We start from the raw sequence: 21,602 nt of genomic DNA on the forward strand, positions 1-21,602 counted from the left end.
AGAGGATTCAATGAGCAAAAAAATTGTGCTTGCCCTTGGCGGCAATGCGTTAGGCGACGATCTGGCCGGACAAATGAAGGCGGTAAAGCAAACCGCGCAGGCCATTGTTGACCTAATTGCCCAGGGGCACCAGGTGGTGGTGACTCACGGTAATGGCCCACAGGTGGGAATGATTAACCTCGCCTTTGAGGCCGCCGCGAAAACGGAAGCGCATACCCCGATGTTGCCGATGTCGGTGTGCGTGGCGCTAAGCCAGGGCTACATTGGCTATGATCTGCAAAATGCGCTGCGGGAAGAGCTGCTCTCGCGCAACATGCCTGTTCCGGTGGCGACGATCATCACCCAGGTCGAAGTGGATGCCAATGACCCGGCCTTCAGCAATCCGACCAAACCGATCGGCTCATTTTTTACTAAAGAAGAAGCCGAACAGCTTACCCGCAAGGGCTATACCCTAAAAGAAGACGCCGGACGCGGTTATCGTCGCGTGGTCGCTTCGCCAATGCCGGTGGATATTGTTGAAAAAGAGACGGTAAAAGCGCTGATGGATGCCCATCACGTGGTGATTACCGCCGGTGGCGGAGGGATCCCCGTGATTCGCGAGGGAAACCATCTGCGCGGCGCCAGCGCGGTTATCGATAAAGACTGGGCCAGCGCCAGGCTGGCGGCCATGATTGATGCCGATATGTTGATTATTCTCACGGCGGTTGAAAAAGTGGCTATCAATTTCGGCAAGCCCAACGAGCAGTGGCTGGACAAACTAACGCTGGGAGATGCCGAGCGGTTTATTGCTGAAGGTCATTTTGCTAAAGGCTCGATGTTGCCAAAAGTAGAAGCCGCTGCATCGTTTGCCCGCTCTCGCCCGGGCCGTAAAGCGTTAATAACGGTATTGAGCAAAGCGAAAGAAGGTATTGAAGGGAAAACCGGAACCGTCATTGAGGGATAATATGGCTACCCGGATGCGGCATTGACGCCGTATCCGGGTTTATTCAACGGCACTTCGGGTGTGCCAGAACGATGCGAGTTATACCACCGTCAGCTGCTTTTTCTGCTGTTTGATTCGTTGATTCATCAACGTCATTAGCGCCTCGAGCACTCCGCCACCAATGGCCCTTGCCTTATCTGAAACGCTGGTGTAATCCGCATTCACCCCGCGCGGGTCGATATCGCTGATTTTAAATCCGCTGTCGACAACCAGGTCGTCGTTTAACAACCCGCGTACCATGCCGCTAAGCGGGGCGATGATTTCATGTTCGCCTACGGTCGCAATAACGTCGCCTTCGTTGACGATATCGCCCAGTTTCACCCTGGAGCGCATCACTCCGGGCCCCGGTGCGCGAATCACTCTTTTTGCCGTGTGCCCCATAATGTTACCCGGAATACCGGTGTTCTCCTGGGCACAGCCCTGATAAATCACCTGTCCCAACCAGTGGCCGCGATTGGTTTCAATCACCGCATGGCAATCTTTACCGGCGCAAAAACCGGGACCCAGCGCAATCACCGAAGGGGCCAGATTGCAATGCGTCCCCAAATTCTCTTTCGCAAGGATGGCATCCACGACGCAGCCAGGCTGTAATTCATGCAAACTTTCACATAATGGGTCTACCAGCACCGGGATCTCACCATTATCCGCCACGCTTAGCGCCTCGCTCACTGAAGCCGTTCGCCGGGCTGTAACCCCTTCCACCGTTGTTTCGCCATCAAATACCGCCTGAGCGAATGCCACGGTACAGCGGATAACGGTTGGTTTTTCCACTTCCAGCATGATGACCTTGAACCCCGCGTGCCACAGACGCATCGCCACGCCGGTGGCAATATCGCCCGCTCCGCGGATGACAACGCGCATCGGTTGCGTTGGTGACTCACTGGCCATCATCAGCCCGCCCGGGGCCTGGTTCTTCACCTGCAGAATTTCTGCCAATACGCTGATGGCAATCTCGTTTGGCGTTTCGGCGCCAATGTTGTAGCCCACCGGCGCATGCAGACGGGCAATCTGTTCTTCCGGTACGCCGTTCTCGCGCAGCTGGCGTAAAAACACCTGCACTTTGCGGCGACTCGCCAGTAACCCTAACCAGGCGGTAGGCTGAGTCACCAGTTTGTCTAGCGCCTCCCGATCCTGGTTATTGGTGGCGATCAGCACAAAATTATCGGCCTGGATGGCCAGCTTATCGACGGCGATGCTGAAATTTTCAGCATGCAGCAGTTGGGTCGACGGTGGAAAATGGTCGGGATTGAGGCTTTCCGGGTAGATATCGGCCACCGAGATTGTAAATCCTAGCAGCGCAGCACAGTGAGCAATAGCCCGGTTCACGTGACCGGCGCCAATCAGCACCAGTCTTGGCCGCAGGCCGTGAACGCTGATATAAACCGACATCGCACCGCCGCAGTCCGACCCCACGGCATCGCTGCCGGTACGCGCCATCCGGCCATGAAACATACGCGAGGATTTGTCATGCAGCGCGTCTAGCGCTTCATCAATCACCCGCCGTTCGACCATGCCGCCACCAATGGTACCGACAATGCTGCCATCATCACGAACCAGCATTTGGCCGCAATGACGGGGCGTTGAGCCACGGCTATCAACGATCTGTGCCAACGCAAACGGACGGTTCTGTTCTTCGAGTCTTGCCGCTTCTGAGAAAATATTCATAACAACCTCAAATGGATATCCTTTCATCACCCCGGAATGGAGTCACTTTCTCACTCGTCTGCGCGTAATTGCAGGTCTCGCCTGAATCGCTCCGGCCCAGAGGGCATCCACGTTAGTCTCCACCATCAACAACTCCATTTGTAAATTCTCATTTTGAGAAATCTGATTGAGCAGCCCTATCCGCCGACATCCGTCAGGGGCACCTTTAAACGCGCCCTGCGGATGGCTAATCAGACGATGTAACATTGGCCATGTGAGCCTATCTCCCTGCGCTGCACCGGTAATCGCGGAAAAAAGTGGCCAGCGGTGGACGCTCGCTGGCCCAAGCATTTTTCCGAGCATCCCTGCCCCCATGACAGCAACTACGCAACAACTGCATTGAGGGATGCAAGGTTCATGCTCATCTGGCGCTTTCAGTGCAAAACCGTGAGCACCATCAGCTTCTACCAATACGACGTCGACTTGTCCTTGTGCAATCAGGGCATCCAGCGTTTCGGGAGAATATCCTTTGACCTTACCTGCATCGGCAAGCCAGCTCGAAAAGCAGGCTTGGACCGGGCGCTGCCAGTTGGACGCGGGGAGCGCCAGCGGATCCCGGCAAATGAGGGTCGGTAGCGATTCCGGCACCCACATATGGGTAGTCGTGGTCAACAAAACTCGCCGTCCAGCCTGCATAAAAATCTCGGCCAGCCACAGCAATGTGCTGGTTTTGCCTCCGGCACCAACGGCAGAAATAAGCAATGGGCTGGCACCGGCATTCAAATCACAAAAAAGCTCATCAACGTACGGTATATTTTCCATATATTCACTCCCAATCCATTCCTCTGAGGGAAACATGACGCAGGTCGATTGCATTATTACCGCCGCCGGGTTATCTACCCGCATGGGTCAATGGAAAATGATGTTACCTTGCCAGGATGGCACAATACTTGATGCAAGTATTAAAAATGCCCAATCATTTTGCTCACATATTATTCTGGTCATTGGCTTTCGCCACCAGGAGCTTGCTGAACGTTATTCCAGCCATCAGGGGATTACCATCGTCTATAATCCAGATTATCAGCATGGGCTATTTTCATCAGTTCAGGCCGGAGCCCAGGCGCTTATCCATGACTACTGCTTTATCACCCACGGGGATTTACCCTTCCTGGCCCCAAAAATCTTTCATTCTCTTTGGTTACAACGAATTAATGGCACGCTACTCCCAGAGTATCAGTGCACTCCAGGGCACCCGATTCTGGTTGAACGCCAGACTCTGTTGCGCTGCTTGTCACAAGGCGAAGGCCAAACGGTACGCCAGCGCCTGATTGCCGATAGGTATCAACGAATAACGCTGGATTATCCGGAGATAGTCTTTGATATTGATACGCCCGACGACTTTGAACGGCTACAGCGCAGGGTGAATATTGAACAGAAATCGTGATATTCTCATATTGATAGAAGTATGTTGTTATTGATAAATAATAAAACCCTGTTCGCAGGATTGATTTTAATTCTCATTAAGTCATTGTGAGTCCATTCACAAAGCTGGATTAACTTTAGATCTCCTTCACAAATATTCACTTCTCTCTTCTGCTGATAAATAACTGGTGTGATTGTTGCTCCACCTCTCTCAATCCGTCGGAATTATCACAATCCCGGCTTATGTGATTTAACAAGAAGGTCTAAGGAGAGGGTTATGGGAGATATCATGCGTCCCGTTCCGTTTGAGGAACTTTTGACGCGTATTTTTGATGAATACCAGCATCACCATTCTATCTTTGGTATTCCGGAACAACAGTTCTACTCGCCCGTCGTTCACCGCCAGCTTAGCGTTTTTGGTGAAAGCTGCGCCACCCCGGTTGGCCCTGCCGCCGGTCCGCATACCCAACTGGCGCAGAATATCATTACCTCCTGGCTCACCGGCGGACGGTTTATTGAGCTGAAAACCGTGCAAATCCTCGACAGGCTGGAGCTGGAAAAACCCTGTATTGACGCAGAAGACGAATGCTTTAACACCGAATGGTCAACCGAATTCACGCTAGTCAAAGCTGCCGATGAATATCTCAAAGCATGGTTTATTCTGCATTTACTTGAAGAGATCCTGCCGCTAACACCGATGAAAACCGGCAAGTCTTTTATTTTCAATATGAGCGTGGGCTATAACCTCGACGGAATCAAACAACCCCCCATGCAGCAGTTCATCGATAGCATGATGGATGCGGGCAAACAGCCTGAATTTGCCCGATATCAGGCAACGCTCAACCGTTGGTTGTCAAATGATGAATTCCTCGCCCGCCATGGCACACCTGGCCTGAAAACGCTGGTGAATCGCATCCCCGCCCAGTTGGTGCAGGGGGTCACGTTGTCAACCATGCACGGCTGCCCGCCGGATGAAATTGAAGCCATCTGCCGTTATATGCTCGAAGAGAAAGGGATTAATACCTTTGTTAAGCTCAATCCGACGCTGCTGGGCTACCCTCGGGTACGAGAAATTCTCGATACCTGCGGATTCGGCTATATCGGCCTTAATGAAGAATCTTTCGATCACGACCTGAAACTCGATCAGGCGCTGGAAATGCTGAAGCGGCTGATGGCGCTGGCCAAAGCGAAAAATCTCGGCTTCGGCGTCAAGCTGACCAATACCCTCGGCACGGTTAACAATAAAGGTGCACTGCCGGGCAACGAGATGTACATGTCCGGGCGGGCGCTATTCCCGCTGTCCATCAACGTGGCCGCCCTGCTGTCGCGTAAATTTGACGGCAAGTTGCCAATCTCTTATTCCGGCGGCGCCAGCCAGCTCAATATTCGTGAGATTTTTGAAACCGGTATTCACCCAATAACTATGGCTACCGACCTACTCAAACCGGGCGGCTATTTGCGTTTGAGCGAGTGCTTGCGCGAGCTGGAACAGTCTAGTGGCTGGGAAATGACTCAGGTGGATGTCAAGCGCCTGAACGCGCTGGCGGATAAAGCGGTCAGCATGGAGTACACCCAGAAACAGTGGAAACCAAACGATCGCATCAACGTAGCGGAAAAGCTGCCGATGACCGACTGCTACGTTGCACCTTGCGTCACTGCCTGTGCGATTAAGCAAGATATTCCAGAGTACATCCGTCTGCTGGGCGAGCAGCGTTATGCCGATGCGCTCGAACTTATCTACCAGCGCAACGCGCTGCCGGCCATTACCGGGCATATCTGCGATCACCAGTGCCAGTACAACTGTACCCGCCTCGATTACGATAGCGCCCTGAATATCCGCGAACTGAAAAAAATCGCCCTGGAAAAAGGCTGGGGGGAGTACCAGCGCCGCTGGCATAAACCGGCGGGTTCCGGCACGCTTCACCCGGTAGCGGTTGTCGGCGCAGGCCCGGCCGGTCTGGCAGCGGGTTATTTCCTCGCTCGCGCAGGTTACAGTGTCACTTTATTCGAGCGTGAAGCCAGCGCCGGTGGCGTGGTGCGTAACATCATTCCGCAGTTCCGTATCCCCGGTGAGCTCATCCAGCAGGATATTGATTTTGTGGTCAACCACGGTGTTGAAATTGTCTACGGCTGTGACCCCCATCTGACGGTGGAGAAACTACAGCAGGAAGGTTTCCGCTATGTGCTGATTGGTACCGGGACCGATAAAAATAGCGGCGTAAAACTGCGCGGGAATAACCCGAATGTCCGTAAATCACTACAGTTCCTGCGCGAATACAACCGGGGCGATCGCCTGCAGTTAGGCAAGCATGTGGCCATCGTTGGGGCGGGTAACACGGCGATGGACTGCGCACGTGCCGCGCTGCGCGTGCCGGGCGTCGAAAAAGCAACGGTCATTTACCGCCGTTCGCAGCAAGAAATGCCGGCCTGGCGCGAAGAGTATGAAGAGGCGGTTCACGATGGCGTCAGCTTCCGTTTCCTGAATAATCCAGAACAGTTTGACGCCGACGGCACCCTGACCGTACGCGTGATGGCGCTGGGCGAGCCGGATGAAAAAGGTCGTCGTCGCCCAGTTGAAACCGCAGAAACCTGTACGTTACAGGTCGATACGCTGATCACCGCAATCGGCGAGCAGCAGGACGTCGGTGCCCTGGCGGCAATGGGGATTCCCGTGGATGAAGACGGCTGGCCGGAGGTCAATGCGGATGGTGAAACGCGCCATTCTGGCGTCTTCCTGATAGGTGATGTACAGCGCGGCCCCTCTTCTATCGTCTCCGCTATCGGTAATGCCCGTCGTGCTACCGATGCGATTCTGGCGCGGGAGAATATCCGCAGCCACCACGGCGATAAACGCTGGAATAACGTTGACCCCGCTGAAATCTATAGCCGCAAAGGCACTATTGTCATTGCGAAGGTTGATAAAGACGACCGCGATGCATTTGTTGCTCAGGAGGCCGCACGCTGTCTTGAGTGTAACTACGTATGCAGCAAATGCGTAGACGTGTGCCCGAACCGTGCCAACGTCTCAATCGCCGTTCCAGGCTTCGAAAACCGTTATCAAACCCTACACCTCGACGCCTTCTGTAATGAATGCGGTAACTGCGCCCAGTTCTGTCCGTGGCAAGGTAAACCGTACAAAGACAAAGTCACCGTGTTTAGCCTGCCGCAGGATTTCAGCAACAGCAGTAACCCTGGGTTCCTCGTGGAGGGCTATCAGGTACACATCCGTCAGGACGACAAAACCTGGCTGCTGACGCTGAACGACGAAGGCCAGTTCGCACAGGTTCCGCCACAGCTTGACGCGATGTGTCGCATCATCAGCCACGTTTATCGTCATCATCACTATCTTCTGGGAGCTGTCGCCGCATGAGTATGCTGATCCTGAAAAACGCCACCATCGTCCAGCTTTATCCAGCGAAGGTCGAGAAAAATGTCGATATCGTCATTGAAAATGATGAGATCATTGCCACCGGCAGCAGCCTTGCTTCCCGCTACCCACAGGCCACCGTCAAAGAGATGCATGGTCGGCTGGTGATGCCGGGCAACGTATGCGCCCATAACCACTTCTACTCGGGATTATCGCGCGGTATTCAGGCCAATATTGCCCCGAGCCCGGACTTTATCTCTACGCTAAAAAACCTCTGGTGGCGTCTCGATCGTGCGCTTGACGAAGAGTCGCTGTATTACAGTGGGCTTATTTGCTCGCTGGAGGCTATTCGCAGCGGCTGCACGGCGGTGATTGATCATCACGCATCACCAAACTACATCGGCGGGTCGCTAAGCCAGTTACGCCATGCATTTCTGAAGGTTGGATTGCGCGGGATGACCTGCTTTGAGACCACCGACCGTAACGGCGGAGCAAAAGAGCTACAGGCAGGCGTCGAAGAGAATATTCGTTTTGCCAATGAAATTGACCAGGCCCGAAAAGCAGGACGCGAACCCTACCTGGTGGAAGCGCATATCGGCGCACACGCGCCATTCACGGTAACTGACGACGGGTTATCGATGCTGAGGGAAGCGTTAAAAGCCACCGGTCGAGGCCTGCATATCCATGCGGCGGAGGACAGCTACGATGTTTCTCACAGCCACCACCATTACGGCAAAGATCTGTTGGTGCGGCTGGCGGAGTTTGACCTTATCGACAGCAAAACGCTGGTCGCCCATGGCCTTTATCTTTCTGATGCTGATATTGCCCTACTGAACGAGCGCGACGGGTTCCTGGTACATAACGCTCGCTCCAACATGAACAACCATGTGGGCTATAACCATCGGTTGCCTGAATACCGCAACCTGGCATTGGGAACTGACGGTATCGGATCCGATATGTTTGAAGAACTGAAGTTTGCTTTCTTCAAACACCGCGACGCCGGTGGCGCATGGTGGCCGGACAGCTTTTCCCGCGCGCTCAACAACGGTAATACCTTGCTGAGCCGTAATTTTAACGCCAAATTTGGTCGAGTCGAGGCCGGCTACAAGGCAGATTTAACCATCAGCGATTATCTTGCGCCTACGCCGCTGTTGGCCGAAAACATCGCCGGGCATATTGCTTTCGGGATGGGAGCAAACAGCGTGCACAGCGTAATGGTCAACGGTGTGATGGTGTATGAAAACAGGCAGTTTACCTTCGACTGCGAGCCAATTTTTGCCGAAGCCAGCAAGGTGGCTGCGAAAATGTGGAAACGAATGGATGCCCTGAACTAACGTTGAATCGGGCATAACACAAGGCCGCAGGTTAGAGACTGCGGCCTTTTATCGTTTATTAAACGAGTGGGTCAAAACACCGTCGCGCGCTGACGTTGTTGCTGCAGTGTCCGTAATTCATTTTCCGTGATTTTACGTAATGCCGACGTCGGGCAGACATCCACACACGCGGGGCCACTTTCACGCCCATCGCAAAGATCACACTTCACGATTTCTGTCGCCGTACCGATCGAAATCGCCCCGAAAGGACAGGCAACCACGCAGCTTTGGCACCCGATGCAGGCCGATGAATCGGCTTCAACCCGTTCATTGCCGATGACTAAAGCCCCGACCGGACAGGCCACCACACAGGGCGCATTTTCACACTGGTGGCACACCGCTGGGACGCTCAGCGTATCGAGTCGCAGCACGGTTAAGCGCGGTGCGAAAGGTGAGCTTTCGGTGCTATGCTCCAGCGCACAGGCTACTTCGCAGGTGCGACAGCCGATACAGGTTTCAGAATCAGCCAGAATAAAACTGGTCATATTTCCCCCGTCGGCGTAAACATCTTCAGCATGTCGTGAGCCGCCTGTCTTCCGGCCATCATCGCCGTTACCACCAGGTCAGCGCCGTGTACCGCGTCTCCTCCGGCAAATACCTTGTCATTCCCGGTCTGCGTGGTGCCTCGCCCTGCTCCTCCGGTTTTAATTTGTCCCAGACGATCAAGCTGGACACCGTGACCTCGTAGCCACGGCATCGTGTGCGCCTGGAAGCCAAACGCCATAATCAACACGTCGGCTTTTAGCTCAAAGTCCGAGCCGACAATCGGACGAGGGCGCCGACGACCGTCGGCACCGGGTTCCCCCATCTCGGTGCGGATCATGCCGATAGCGCTGACGTGTCCCTGCCGGTTAAGCCGAATGGATTGCGGCTGGACGTTAAAACAGAATTCGACGCCTTCTTCGCGCGCGTTAACCACTTCCTTTTTGGACCCTGGCATACTGAGCTCATCGCGACGGTACGCGCAGGTCACGCTGGCTGCACCGCGTCGTATTGCTGTGCGCAGGCAATCCATCGCCGTATCACCCCCGCCTAAAACCACTACGTGTTTATTCGCGATCTCGACCAGCGGGTATTCCGTACTGGCTTCCAGGTCCATCACCTCCCGGGTGCTGGCAATCAGGAAGGGTAGCGCCTGGATAACGCCGGGTGAGTCTTCGCCTTCCAGCCCCGCCGACATCAGGCCGTAGGTGCCCACGCCCACGAAGACGGCGTCGTAATTGTCTACCAGGTCGCCAAATGCAACATCACGCCCCACTTCATGATTGAGATGGAATGTGACGCCCATGTCGCTAAACAACATTCGCCTGGTAGTGAGGATATTTTTATCGAGCTTGAACGGTGGAATGCCGAAAGTGAGCAACCCGCCAATCTCTGGATGCCTATCAAATACGGCAACCTGCACTCCCGCTCGCGCCAGAATATCCGCACAGCCGAGCCCCGCTGGCCCAGCACCAATAATGGCCACACGTTCTTTCCGTGGCGTAATATCGTGTAGCTGAGGCCGCCAGCCCATTGCCAGCGCGGTATCGGTAATGTAACGCTCAAGACTGCCAATCATGACTGACCCGCCGGCGTTCTTGAGGGTACATGCACCTTCGCACAACCGATCCTGTGGGCAAACCCGTCCGCAGATTTCCGGCAGAGAACTACTCTGATGGCAGAGCTCTGCGGCGGCAATAATCTCCCCTTGTTGTACCAGACGAATAAATTCCGGAATGTGGTTATGCAGCGGGCATGTCCAGTTGCACCACGCTTTGCTGGCGCAGTGGAGACAGCGTTCACTCTCATATTGCGCATCACAACTGCTCAGACCGGTATCAATCTCGCCAAAATGGGTTTTCCGCGTTGCGGCAGCGATTTTCTTCATCCCTAACCTCGGTGGTTTCGCCAGGAAAATCTCGCGGTTACTGCGTTGCCGTAGCGGTACTGGCCGCCCTTGCGCCACACGGTTTTGCCGTTCGCGGCGTAAGGTGGTTAACCCAACGTCATCCATCAGCCGTAGCGCCTGCGTTGGGCAAACGGTCACACAGGCCGGATATCCGCTGACATGTTCATGGCATAGGTCGCATTTTTGCGCCAGCTGCGGCGCATTTTCACCGGACGCTACCATCTCAATCGCCCCAAATGGGCAGGCTATCGCGCAACTTTTACAGCCGATACACCATTCCTGTTTAAACTGAATACTCTGATTTTCGAGATACAGCGCATGCGTTGGGCATGAGGTTACGCACGGCGCGTCATTGCAATGATGGCAAGTTGCTACGTGGTTCTCTTTATTTTGGGAGATAACGTGGATTCGCGGCTGAAAGTCCTGTCGCCGTCGCGGCCAGTTATCATCGTGATGGGAAGTCACGCAGGCAACTTCGCAGGCATGGCAGCCAATACAGCGGGTGATATCGGCAACAATAAATTTATTCATCTGCTTCCCTTTATTATTGATCTCATCAAGGGGTTAGATGCAATAATCAGACACACTTTATGCTTAATCGTAATATGACTTATTTTTTGCGATCAATATCTAATAAAACCCTCGAATAAGAGCACCAAAACGTTCAAAGCTAAGCGCAGCGAATCATATTGCGATTCAACTGATTGGATGTATCTCATTGTGATGATTTTATCCATTGCAATTAGAGAGCCTCGATCCATTTCTTCGTTGATTTAACGTCTTTTATGTGATGACTCACCCAATTAAATATATTTATCAGCTTCGACATAAAAACTGGCATCACCTAAGCATGATCCGAAGGAGTATTCATCGTCTTTGTTCATTCTTCCTCTGGGGCCATGAATGGCCTGCGTTAAAATATTCAGGAGATAGCAATTATGAGTGCCATTGATTCTCAACCACCATCGGTCACTGGTAGCCAACATGCGGTAGATGAGGTGGATCGCGTACTTCCTCCAGGCAAGCTAATTATTCTGGGTTTACAGCATGTTCTGGTCATGTACGCAGGCGCGGTTGCCGTTCCTCTCATGATAGGCAACCGACTTGGGCTCAGTAAAGAGACCGTGGCCCTACTGATAAGCTCTGACCTTTTTTGCTGTGGCGTCGTGACGCTATTGCAATGCATCGGTATTGGCCGGGTTTTAGGGATCCGCCTGCCGGTGATTATGTCTGTGACCTTTGCGGCGGTAACGCCGATGATCGCCATTGGCATTAACCCAGATATTGGGCTAATGGGTATTTTCGGCGCGACAATTGGCGCAGGGATTATTACGACGCTGATTGCACCGCTGATCGGTAGACTTATGCCGCTGTTCCCACCTTTAGTCACTGGAGTTGTTATTACCTCTATCGGCCTGAGTATTATTCAGGTGGGCATCGACTGGGCCGCAGGCGGCAAAGGTAATCCAGAATACGGCAGCCCGGTTTATCTCGGAATTTCATTTGCCGTACTGTTATTCATTCTGGTGGTGACTCGATTCGCAAAAGGTTTTATGTCGAACGTCGCGGTGCTGCTGGGTATTATTTTTGGATTTGTCTTATCGATGATGATGAATGAAGTGAATCTCGCCGGTTTATATAATGCAAAATGGTTCGCCATCGTGACCCCATTTGCATTAGGCACGCCGGTCTTTGATCCTATTTCGATCCTCACCATGACCGCCGTTGTTATCATCGTATTTATCGAATCAATGGGCATGTTTCTGGCACTAGGCGAGATTGTTGGCCGTAAACTCACGCCACAAGATATCGTACGCGGCTTGCGCGTCGACGGTGTTGGTACGCTATTCGGTGGAATTTTCAATAGTTTTCCGCACACTTCATTTTCGCAAAATATCGGCCTGGTCGGCGTGACCGGGGTGCATAGTCGCTGGGTTTGCGTCGCTTCCGGTGGCATTCTGATTACTTTTGGGATGGTCCCGAAAATGGCGGTGCTGGTGGCATCCATCCCACAGTTCGTGCTTGGCGGCGCGGGGTTGGTGATGTTTGGTATGGTGCTCGCCACCGGTATTCGAATTCTCGCGCGGATTAACTACTCAACCAACCGTTATAACCTCTATATTGTGGCAATTAGCCTCGGAGTAGGATTAACGCCCACCCTTTCAACCAACTTTTTTTCGCAATTTCCGACGGTGCTACAACCGTTGCTGCACAGCGGGATCATGCTCGCGACGTTTAGCGCAGTGACCCTGAATCTGTTCTTTAACGGTTACAACAAGCATACCGGACTTATTCCTGATACTCCGTCGTCACAGCGCCAGCCGCGCACGATGCGGATGTTTTTGTTGCTGCGAAAAGTTAAAAAACAACAGCACCCGGAGGAGTAATCATCATCAGGCGTCGAAGATTACCCTTCGACGCCACGCATTTATGTCTGGAGCCATCATGCTAATTCGTATCGTTCTCTCAGCCATTATTCTTTTCCTGATGAGCCTGCCTGCGGTACAGGCGGCGTTCTCCCTTGGGCTATCGAGCCGCTTTAGTTTTATTTTCTATTTTTAGTCATCATCTTCGGGCCGCCGCCGATCGTCCGGCGGCTGCTACAGCAGGCCATGGTAGAGTTTTCTCAAAGTAATAATCATTTTTTATCAAAATAATAATGTCCGGCTTCATACTAACCGTAGATTCATTGCTCTGGGTTAGTAAAGACCCTATTCCCTGCTGGCTAAGCGATTGACTTCGTCCCCAATAGTAAGAAAATATGCTCCACTCGTGACAACCCGAACAACGGCACCTATGACTCTCAGTTCTTTTAGTTTTTCTCGCATGTCAAACATGAAAAAGGCCAGCGCGTTGATTATCGCCGCGCTTTTGTTGGCCAGCTGCGACTCAAAGACTCCGGTTAAATCACCGTCCACCTCCACCCCGGGCAAAACCCAGCACAGTAATGAACCGATGCGTGGCGTCTGGTTAACCACCGTGTCGCGTCTTGACTGGCCGCCGATAAGCTCAATAAATGCCGGCAGCGACACACTGCGCATTAACCAGCAGCAAGCGGCGATGCGAGCAAAGCTCGATAACCTCAAGAGCCTTGGCATCAATACTATCTTTTTCCAGGTCAAGCCGGATGGTACCGCGCTGTGGCAGTCCGATATTCTGCCGTGGTCAGATATGATGACGGGCAACATCGGCCAGTATCCGGGCTATGATCCGCTGCAGTTTGTGCTGGATGAAGCCCACAAGCGCGGTATGAAGGTCCACGCCTGGTTCAACCCTTACCGGGTCTCGGTGAATATCAAACCATCGACAATTGCCGCGCTCAATAGCACTCTGTCGCAGTCACCGCCTAGCGTCTACGTTCTGCATCGAGACTGGATCCGTACCGCCGGCGACCGTTTTGTGGTCGACCCCGGTATCCCGGCGGCGCGCGACTGGATAACCAGCATCGTGGCGGAAGTGGTGTCGCGGTATCCTGTCGACGGCGTGCAGTTTGACGATTATTTCTATACCGAAACCCGTAGTTCTGCGCTTAACGACAATGCCACCTTCAATCAATATGGCCAGGGTTTTGCCTCGAAAGCAGACTGGCGTCGCAGCAATACCCAGCAGTTGATAGCTCAGGTATCGCGTACGATTAAACAGCTGAATCCAAACGTAGAATTTGGCGTTAGCCCGGCCGGCGTCTGGCGTAACCGCTCGCATGACCCTGCGGGTTCTGACACTCGCGGCGCGGCGGCTTACGATGAATCTTATGCGGATACCCGTCAGTGGGTGCAGCAGGGTTTGCTGGACTACATTGCTCCGCAGCTTTACTGGCCTTTTGCCCGCGATGCTGCCCGCTATGATGTGCTGGCGAAATGGTGGGCCGACGTCGTGAAGCCAACCAATACGCGACTCTATATTGGTATTGCGCTGTACAAAGTGGGTGAGCCGTCAAAAAATGAACCTGACTGGACTATCGAAGGCGGCGTACCGGAGCTGAAAAAGCAGATAGACCTGAACGAGTCGGCCTCAAACATCAACGGTACAATCCTGTTCCGTGAGGGATACCTCGAGCAACCGCAAACGCAGGATGCGGTGAATTATCTCAAAGATCGTTGGGGTAATTAATTGATAGCAAGAATCGGTGAATCGTCACCGATTCTTTTCCTGTTGAGGAAATACGTTACAACGATGTGAAACATCATTGTGAATATCTATTAATTTCCGGATATTTCCAAAAACTGCTTGCCGCCCGCGCAGAACAGCCAGTAGTATCGAAAACAAGGCGTGTTTGCTGCAAATAATAATAGGGTTTACCCCACTATTCATCTTTCTTTTTTAAGTTACCCCTAATAACTCACTATTAACGTTCGCGTTATATTCGATATTTATGAGTATTATGATTAAAGAAACAGCGATATCCCGTCCTCAATGGACCTCAAAAGATACCATCTGGATGATGGGTGTTTATGGCGCAACGGTTGGAGCAGGCACGCTGTTTCTACCGGTAGAAATTGGAACGCGCGGCCCGCTGATCTTTCTTATGCTACTCCTACTCGCCATTCCGCTAGCGCTGGTCCCGCACGTGTTGATTTGCCGCGTCTTTATGCGCGACCAGCAAGAACACGACCAGGCCGATCAAACGCTGCCGCTGTTTGGATCTTTCTTTGGTGCCAAAGGCCGCCAGGCGATGAAACTGTTCTTCTGCGTGGCGCATTATCCGGTCACGCTGGTGTATGCGGTTTCCTTAATCAACGCGTTGAGCCATTTTCTGATTGAGCGTCTGCATATTACCGGTATAAACCGGGCGAGCCTGACGCTCGCAGTGCTGCTCATTCTGCATCTTGTCCTCAGCAAAGGGCGTGACAAAGTCGTCAGCACCCTGAGTGCGCTGGCTCTGCCGTTCGCGATTGCCATTATCGTGATTGCGGCTTCGCAAATCCCGGCATGGAATTTCAACAATATTTCCAGCGCCTGGCAGCAGACGCAATCGTCGTCGATGAGCAGTTCGTTGAAAGATGTGTGGTTAACCTTGCCGCTGATTGCTTTCTCACTGTGTTCCGCCCCACTCATCCCGGCGCTGGCCTCCTGGTATCGTGAACCAGGACATGGCGGTGAGAATCAGTCCGTACGAGTAATTCGCCGTGCCTATGCGCTTATTTTCTTCAGCATTATCTTCTTCGTGCTGAGCTGTATTTTGAGCACGCCGCGTGAAACGTTTGAGATGGCGAAAGCGCAAAACCTGAACGTGCTGTCGGTGATTGGCGGTCACGGCGGTATGAGCGCGATCCTCTATCTGGCACCGTTTATTGCTATTCTGGGGATGACTAAGTCATTTTTAGGCATTTCGATGCCGGTTGCCGAAACCTTTAACGTATTGGCGACTGACCTGTTTAAAATACAGCGTGCCAGCCACATTCAGCGTATTAAATTAGTTATTTCGGTACTGATGTTTATTGTCACATCCCTTGTGGTTTATATAAACCCGGATGTTATCAATATGATTGAAACCGTCTGCGGACCACTAATCGCGATTTTCCTGTTTATTATTCCAACCTGGCTAATCTTTACTCGCCCCGCGTTACAACCGCTGCGAGGCCCTACCTCCGTGCTGGTGATGATAAGCGGAATTCTGACCGTGTCGGCATTGCTCTATTCCATGTTTTAAGCAACATAACAACGCCGGTGAATACCGGCGTTGTTTTTCTGACTGCAGATACCGGGCAATCTCCGGCGTCGGCCCATTTTGGCTAGCGATAAACGTACATCCCACCTTCAGCACCACGGCTGAATAACACCTGCCATAGCTCGATATCACGTGCGCGAAACGCCCCTGCACAAGCACACAGATAGTAGTTAAACATCCGGCGAAAATGGGTGCTGTAATGCGGGGCCAGCGCGGGCCAGGCCGTGTTGAACCGCTTATGCCATGCCATTAGCGTTTTGTCATAATCGCTGCCAAAGTTATGCCAGTCTTCCATGATGAGCCGCGATTCACTGACATTGGCTATCTGCCTGATAGACGGCAGGCAGCCGTTCGGGAAGATGTATTTATTGATCCACGGGTCAACATTCACCCCGGTTTCATTACTGCCAATGGTATGCAGTAAAAAGATGCCGTTCGGTTTGAGGCAACGGTCGACAACGCTGAAATAGGTGTCGTAATTTTTTGGCCCGACGTGCTCAAACATCCCAACTGAAACAATGCGATCGTACGTTTTGGTCAGATCGCGATAGTCCTGCAGCAAAATCGAAACGTCCAGCCCCTCACAATGTTGCTGGGCCAATTTTTGCTGCTCTCGCGAAATGGTGACGCCATCTACACTGACACCATAATTGCGTGCCGCATAGGCGGCGAGCCCGCCCCAACCGCAGCCGATATCCAAAAGCTGCATGCCAGGCTGCAGCTGCAGTTTTTCACAAATCATTTTAAGTTTCGCATTCTGCGCATCTTCTAACGTCTGCGCTTCTTTCCAGTAACCGCAGGAATATTGCATATGCGGGTCGAGCATCAGGGTAAACAGATCGTTACCAATATCGTAATGCTCTTTCCCGACAATCCACGAGCGACTGCGGGATTGCAGATTAAACAAACGGGCGCTGGCAATGCGTAAAATATCTTTCAGATTGCCGGGCATTTGTTTATCTAGTTTTGCCTTAAGAATCTTATAGAATAATATGTCGAGGCGTTCACAATCCCACCACCCTTCCATATAGCTTTCGCCCAATCCTAGCGAGCCCTGCTGAAATACGCGTTTGAAAAAATCGGCGTGGTGTACCTGAATATCCCATGGCCGCGACCCGTTAATCTTAATATCAGCCTGACGGAGTAGATCGTTACCCATTCGAGACCAGTTATCGTTTAATTCATTAACACTTATTACGTCTGAGCAAACCGTGGCCATGATCCCTATCCATATTTGAGTCAGTATTTTCTGTGTAAGATTATTATTGATAACGCTATGGTATGTATTATGATGTGAGGACAATATTTATCGAATAGACGTCATAATGATGGACGATTGCCCTTCTTTCACTACCACACAGGCAAAACGCTGGATCTCCTCGCCCGACGACTCAATGAAGGAGCTGCCGCAGTCGGTCTATTTTCGCTCCTATGTGCTAGCGGCCAACAATCATGTCGACCAGCACAGTCATGCATTTGCCCAGTTTCACTTCGCGCGTAAAGGAAGTATGCGTATTGATGTGGCGGGAAAATGCTGGGTGATTCCGGCTCATTACGGAATCTGGATCCCGCATAACACCAGTCATGCCGTATGGGCGTTGGATGACGTGTATCTGGAAAATCTGGATATTGAGCCCGACTTTTTACCGGCGCCTATTGATGAATGTAAAGTGGTGGCAATCAGCGATTTTGTGCGCGAATTTATCCATTATGCTACCACCAACACGCCAGATCGCTTCGATATCACGGGTAAAGAGGGAAAATTGGTCAGCGTATTGCTGGATGTGATTTTGCAACTGCCGGAAGTGGAACTGATGCTGCCATGGCCGCAAAACGCAGCGTTGATGAAGGTTTGCCGAACCATCCAGGAATCGCCTGGTCTGGAACATGCAATGGAAGACTGGGCCAGCCATCTAGGGATGTCAGCCCGTACTTTTTCCCGTCACTTCAAAAAAGAAACCGGAATGCCTTTTAGCGCCTGGAAACAGAAAATGCGTATTCTCGAATCTGTGATGATTCTGAAAAAGAATAAGAACGTTACCGCCGTTGCGCTCGAGGTCGGTTATTCCAGCACCGCTGCTTTTAGCTACGCATTTCGCCAGGCATTCGGTGTCCCGCCATCGAGCTATTAATGAACAGCCTTACCTTGCGGATTATATTTATAAATGAATGCGCTCGATCTGCCCGTCATCAGTTGAATCTCCTTAATGCTATACCCCTGCATAAGAAGCTGCTGGATTTTTATTTTGTCGCGCTCAACATCCTGTTTTCTGGAATCATTGGACACCACTTCTCGCGTTGATTTCATTTGTAGCTGAAGGTGGCAAACATTGATTTTATCCCACGCCATTCGACATTGTTCTCTATTGGCGAGAACGCTGGTAGAAATTTCCTGCCAGATACACAATGCGCGGCGAAAAAAACCTTTAGATTCATTGAGCTGTGCCAGCATTATCAGAGCGTTAACTTCTGCAGACATAATTAAAGACCCACAAGTGAATGAGTAACACGCGAACGCGCTATGGCTTATTTAATTTGTATGATAAATACAAATTAACGCCACTGTCTATGGCTTTCACTGCCATTGTTGATACTCATTTTTCATGATAACTATGCCTTAATGGCATCATTTCAGCCGCGTGAAATACAAATTGGCCCAATAACATCGAAAGTTGTCTTTTGGCCAGCGGCGAAAAAACGCCTTTCCCGCATACTGTTGTTATCAGATAACGGATACACAGGATCCCCGCCATGAAAATCACCCAAATTCGTAACGCGACTCAGTTAATCACCTACGCCGGTAAACGCTTCCTTATCGACCCAATGCTGGCGAAAAAAGGGGCTTCCCCTGGTTTTAGCGGCAGTGCACGTTCGCAAATTCGCAACCCGATGGTCGATCTGCCGGTAAGTATCGACACCTTGCTGGATATTGACGCCATCATTGTGACCCACACTCACCCGGATCACTGGGACGAAGCGGCGGCCGCACTTATCCCGAAATCGATGTTGATTTATGTACAAAATGATAGCGATGAAGCTATTTTACGGGCCCAGGGATTTACGCAGTTGCGTCAGCTTTCAGCCAACAGCCATTTCGAAGACATTACGCTGATAAAAACCGACGGCCAGCACGGTTCAGATGATGCCTACGCCATAGCCGAATTAGCCGAACGGCTCGGTGACGCGTGCGGAGTGATATTTCAGCATCCCGCAGAAAAAACGCTGTACCTCGTCGGCGACTCTATCTGGATTGATGGCGTGGCTGATAATATGCGCCATTACCAGCCCGGCGTGGTGATTATGAATACCGGATGGGCGCACCTGCTCGGGTTTGGGCCGATAATCTTTGGCAAAGAGGATGTGCTGAAAGCGCACAATATTGTGCCGCAGGCGCAAATTGTGGCCACCCATATGGAGGCGGTTAACCACTGCTTAGTCACCCGCCAGGCACTGCTGCAATATGCACAAGATAATGAAATACAGTCATTTGTTAGCGCACCAGATGACGGTGACAGCGTCACGTTTTAACGGAGAATAGCGGTATGCCTACCACGGTTGCGATCGTTGCTAGCGAAGGTTTCAGCACCTTTCACTTTTCGGTACCGCTGATTCTGTTTGGCGCAAACGCCGGAGGGCAGCCGCGTTTTACGCGCTATATTTGCGCCGAGGAACCGGGCCTGGTGTGGTCACAGGAAGGAACGGCGGTACAGGCCACCCACGATTTCACCACGCTGGCACAGTGTGAAATCGTGATTGTCCCTTTCTGGCGGCACGTGGATGAAAAACCCTCTCCGGCGCTACTCGATGCGTTGCTTAAGGCTCGCGAAAATGGCGCTACGCTGGTTGGACTGTGCCTGGGGACTTTTGCGCTCGCCTATACTGGCATACTCGACAACCGGCGCGCCGCCACCCACTGGGAGTACGAAAAATCCTTCCAGCGCCTTTTCCCGCAAATCACTCTCGATGTCAATGTACTCTATACCGATGATGACGGGCTCATTACCTCAGCCGGTACTGCCGCCGCGCTGGACTGCTGTCTGTATGTGATTCGCCAGCGATTTGGTGCCAGCGTCGCCAATCAAATAGCGCGCAGGATGGTCACACCGCCGTATCGCGAAGGCGGCCAGGCGCAGTACATTGAACAGGTGGTGCCGCACCATACCGGCGATAATCGTATCAATCAGTTGCTCGAGTATTTACAAGCCAATCTGGAGCTGCCGCATAATATCGATTCACTCGCCCAACAGGCCGCCATGAGCCGTCGCACGCTAACTCGCCATTTCCAAAAAGCGACCGGGATGTCGATAGGTGAATGGATAACGACCGAGCGTTTACGCCGCAGCCAGGTGTTGCTCGAAACCAGCACACTCTCCATTGAACGAGTAGCCGAGAAGTCAGGTTTTCAGTCATCGGTCACTTTTCGGCAAATTTTCCGCGAAAAACTGGGCGTGAGCCCACTGGAGTGGCGAAGAACGTTCCAGGGAAGTATGGCTGCGAGAAATGGATAAAAATGTTATCCACAGAAACGGTGCACAACCTTGTGGGTAATAGGCCGAAAAGCCGTTGATTACTGGGGAGTTGGCCTATTGGTCAAGGGCGCAGCAGGTGCCAGCGCCCGATAAGATGTGTTGGTCTCGCTTACCAGCTGAACGCTTGTACCAGCGATAAATCCCAGGCGGTTGCAAACAGCGAAATAAACACAATAACGTTTACAGCCGTCTCGATTCTCTTATCCATTTTGATTCTCCCTATGTCGGTACAACCATTAAACACGGAAAACCTTAATGATTTATTCCACACATCGCGATTAGAGCGTCACACTGTAGCGAACGAAATCATCGGCAGCGACAAACTCATCATAAAGCTTACGAGCAGGGTTATGAATACGAGTATGCCAGTAGAAACGCGACCATCCCTGCTCTTTCGCTTCAGTTAGCACGAATTGTATTAACTGGCGAGCAACGCCCTTGCCGCGAAACGCCGGGTCGACATACAAGTCTTCCAGATAGCAGATAGGCGCCGTCACCCAGGTTCCTTCATGCAGCACGCACAGCGCAAAGCCCGCCACCAAGCCATCAACAACCGCCACCCGACAAAACATGGATGAAGCCGGATCGTGGATTCTTTTCCAGGTATATTCCGTGACATTATCCGGAATCTGGCTCTCATAAAAGGCCGTGTATCCTTGCCATAGCGCTAACCACTGCGCCTTATCCTCAACCTGGATAGAACGAAAAATCACGCTCACGTCATCA

At 52.1% G+C, this 21,602-nt stretch carries 17 protein-coding genes; 10 read left to right on the top strand and 7 right to left on the bottom strand.

Annotation, left to right across the window (positions count from 1 at the left end; all coding sequences use genetic code 11):
- Positions 1-10: 10 nt before the first annotated feature.
- The gene (gene arcC / locus ABOC97_RS01360; protein WP_349593109.1) at positions 11-943 is read left to right on the top strand and encodes a carbamate kinase; all 933 of its coding nucleotides are present in this window, start codon (positions 11-13) and stop codon (positions 941-943) included.
- A gap of 78 nt (positions 944-1,021) precedes the next feature.
- On the opposite strand, the gene yqeB is transcribed toward arcC, so the two are convergent.
- Positions 1,022-2,647: a selenium-dependent molybdenum cofactor biosynthesis protein YqeB gene (yqeB, locus tag ABOC97_RS01365; RefSeq protein ID WP_349593112.1), complete on the bottom strand. Its 1,626-nt coding sequence runs from the start codon at positions 2,645-2,647 to the stop codon at positions 1,022-1,024.
- Positions 2,648-2,689: 42 nt separating this feature from the next.
- Positions 2,690-3,448 (bottom strand): selenium cofactor biosynthesis protein YqeC, encoded by a 759-nt coding sequence (gene yqeC / locus ABOC97_RS01370; RefSeq protein WP_349593115.1) that lies wholly within the window; start codon positions 3,446-3,448, stop codon positions 2,690-2,692.
- Between the two features lie 34 nt (positions 3,449-3,482).
- On the opposite strand from yqeC, the gene ABOC97_RS01375 reads away from it, so the two are divergent.
- From ABOC97_RS01375 to ssnA, 3 genes are all read left to right on the top strand, one after another.
- Complete coding sequence (locus ABOC97_RS01375) at positions 3,483-4,070, top strand: NTP transferase domain-containing protein (RefSeq protein ID WP_349593118.1); 588 nt, start codon at positions 3,483-3,485, stop codon at positions 4,068-4,070.
- Positions 4,071-4,325: 255 nt separating this feature from the next.
- Complete coding sequence (gene ygfK, locus ABOC97_RS01380; protein WP_349593120.1) at positions 4,326-7,418, top strand: putative selenate reductase subunit YgfK; 3,093 nt, start codon at positions 4,326-4,328, stop codon at positions 7,416-7,418.
- Positions 7,415-8,749 (top strand): putative aminohydrolase SsnA, encoded by a 1,335-nt coding sequence (gene ssnA / locus ABOC97_RS01385; RefSeq protein ID WP_349593123.1) that lies wholly within the window; start codon positions 7,415-7,417, stop codon positions 8,747-8,749. Before ygfK ends, ssnA begins: the two co-directional genes overlap by 4 nt.
- A 71-nt stretch (positions 8,750-8,820) precedes the next feature.
- Here the strand turns inward: ssnA and ABOC97_RS01390 are convergent, their stop codons facing one another.
- Both ABOC97_RS01390 and ABOC97_RS01395 read right to left on the bottom strand, forming a co-directional pair.
- Entirely contained in the window at positions 8,821-9,273 is a 453-nt protein-coding gene (locus ABOC97_RS01390; protein ID WP_349593126.1) for a 4Fe-4S dicluster domain-containing protein, read from the bottom strand.
- Positions 9,270-11,210, bottom strand: coding sequence for an FAD-dependent oxidoreductase (locus ABOC97_RS01395; protein WP_349593128.1), 1,941 nt, complete (start codon positions 11,208-11,210; stop codon positions 9,270-9,272). The genes ABOC97_RS01390 and ABOC97_RS01395 overlap by 4 nt, the downstream gene beginning before the upstream one ends.
- Before the next feature lie 407 nt (positions 11,211-11,617).
- On the opposite strand from ABOC97_RS01395, the gene ABOC97_RS01400 reads away from it, so the two are divergent.
- The 3 genes from ABOC97_RS01400 (at position 11,618) to ABOC97_RS01410 (ending at position 16,329) form a co-directional block, all read left to right on the top strand.
- Positions 11,618-13,066, top strand: coding sequence for a nucleobase:cation symporter-2 family protein (locus tag ABOC97_RS01400; protein WP_349593131.1), 1,449 nt, complete (start codon positions 11,618-11,620; stop codon positions 13,064-13,066).
- Between the two features lie 448 nt (positions 13,067-13,514).
- Positions 13,515-14,789, top strand: a complete 1,275-nt coding sequence (locus tag ABOC97_RS01405; protein WP_349593134.1) for a glycoside hydrolase family 10 protein — start codon at positions 13,515-13,517, stop codon at positions 14,787-14,789.
- A 328-nt stretch (positions 14,790-15,117) separates the two neighbouring features.
- Positions 15,118-16,329 carry an amino acid permease gene (locus ABOC97_RS01410; protein ID WP_349593532.1) on the top strand — a complete coding sequence of 404 codons (1,212 nt, stop codon included), beginning with the start codon at positions 15,118-15,120 and terminating at the stop codon, positions 16,327-16,329.
- A gap of 82 nt (positions 16,330-16,411) precedes the next feature.
- On the opposite strand, the gene cfa is transcribed toward ABOC97_RS01410, so the two are convergent.
- A complete protein-coding gene (cfa, locus tag ABOC97_RS01415; protein WP_349593137.1) occupies positions 16,412-17,566 on the bottom strand; it encodes a cyclopropane fatty acyl phospholipid synthase in 1,155 nt (384 codons plus the stop codon).
- 106 nt (positions 17,567-17,672) lie between these two features.
- On the opposite strand from cfa, the gene ABOC97_RS01420 reads away from it, so the two are divergent.
- The gene (locus tag ABOC97_RS01420) at positions 17,673-18,479 is read left to right on the top strand and encodes a helix-turn-helix transcriptional regulator (protein ID WP_349593140.1); all 807 of its coding nucleotides are present in this window, start codon (positions 17,673-17,675) and stop codon (positions 18,477-18,479) included.
- On the opposite strand, the gene ABOC97_RS01425 is transcribed toward ABOC97_RS01420, so the two are convergent.
- Positions 18,476-18,826, bottom strand: coding sequence for a hypothetical protein (locus tag ABOC97_RS01425; protein ID WP_349593143.1), 351 nt, complete (start codon positions 18,824-18,826; stop codon positions 18,476-18,478). The two genes, ABOC97_RS01420 and ABOC97_RS01425, sit on opposite strands and share 4 nt — an antisense overlap.
- A gap of 272 nt (positions 18,827-19,098) precedes the next feature.
- On the opposite strand from ABOC97_RS01425, the gene ABOC97_RS01430 reads away from it, so the two are divergent.
- Together ABOC97_RS01430 and ABOC97_RS01435 are read left to right on the top strand one after the other, a co-directional pair.
- The gene (locus ABOC97_RS01430) at positions 19,099-19,875 is read left to right on the top strand and encodes an MBL fold metallo-hydrolase (RefSeq protein WP_349593145.1); all 777 of its coding nucleotides are present in this window, start codon (positions 19,099-19,101) and stop codon (positions 19,873-19,875) included.
- Positions 19,876-19,889: 14 nt separating this feature from the next.
- Entirely contained in the window at positions 19,890-20,855 is a 966-nt protein-coding gene (locus ABOC97_RS01435; protein WP_349593148.1) for a GlxA family transcriptional regulator, read from the top strand.
- Positions 20,856-21,154: 299 nt separating this feature from the next.
- Here ABOC97_RS01435 and ABOC97_RS01440 read toward each other — a convergent pair whose 3' ends face one another.
- Positions 21,155-21,595, bottom strand: a complete 441-nt coding sequence (locus tag ABOC97_RS01440) for a GNAT family N-acetyltransferase (RefSeq protein ID WP_349593151.1) — start codon at positions 21,593-21,595, stop codon at positions 21,155-21,157.
- Positions 21,596-21,602 lie beyond the last annotated feature (7 nt).

This window comes from Kluyvera huaxiensis (assembly GCF_040149365.1).
Lineage (GTDB): Bacteria > Pseudomonadota > Gammaproteobacteria > Enterobacterales > Enterobacteriaceae > Kluyvera > Kluyvera intermedia_A.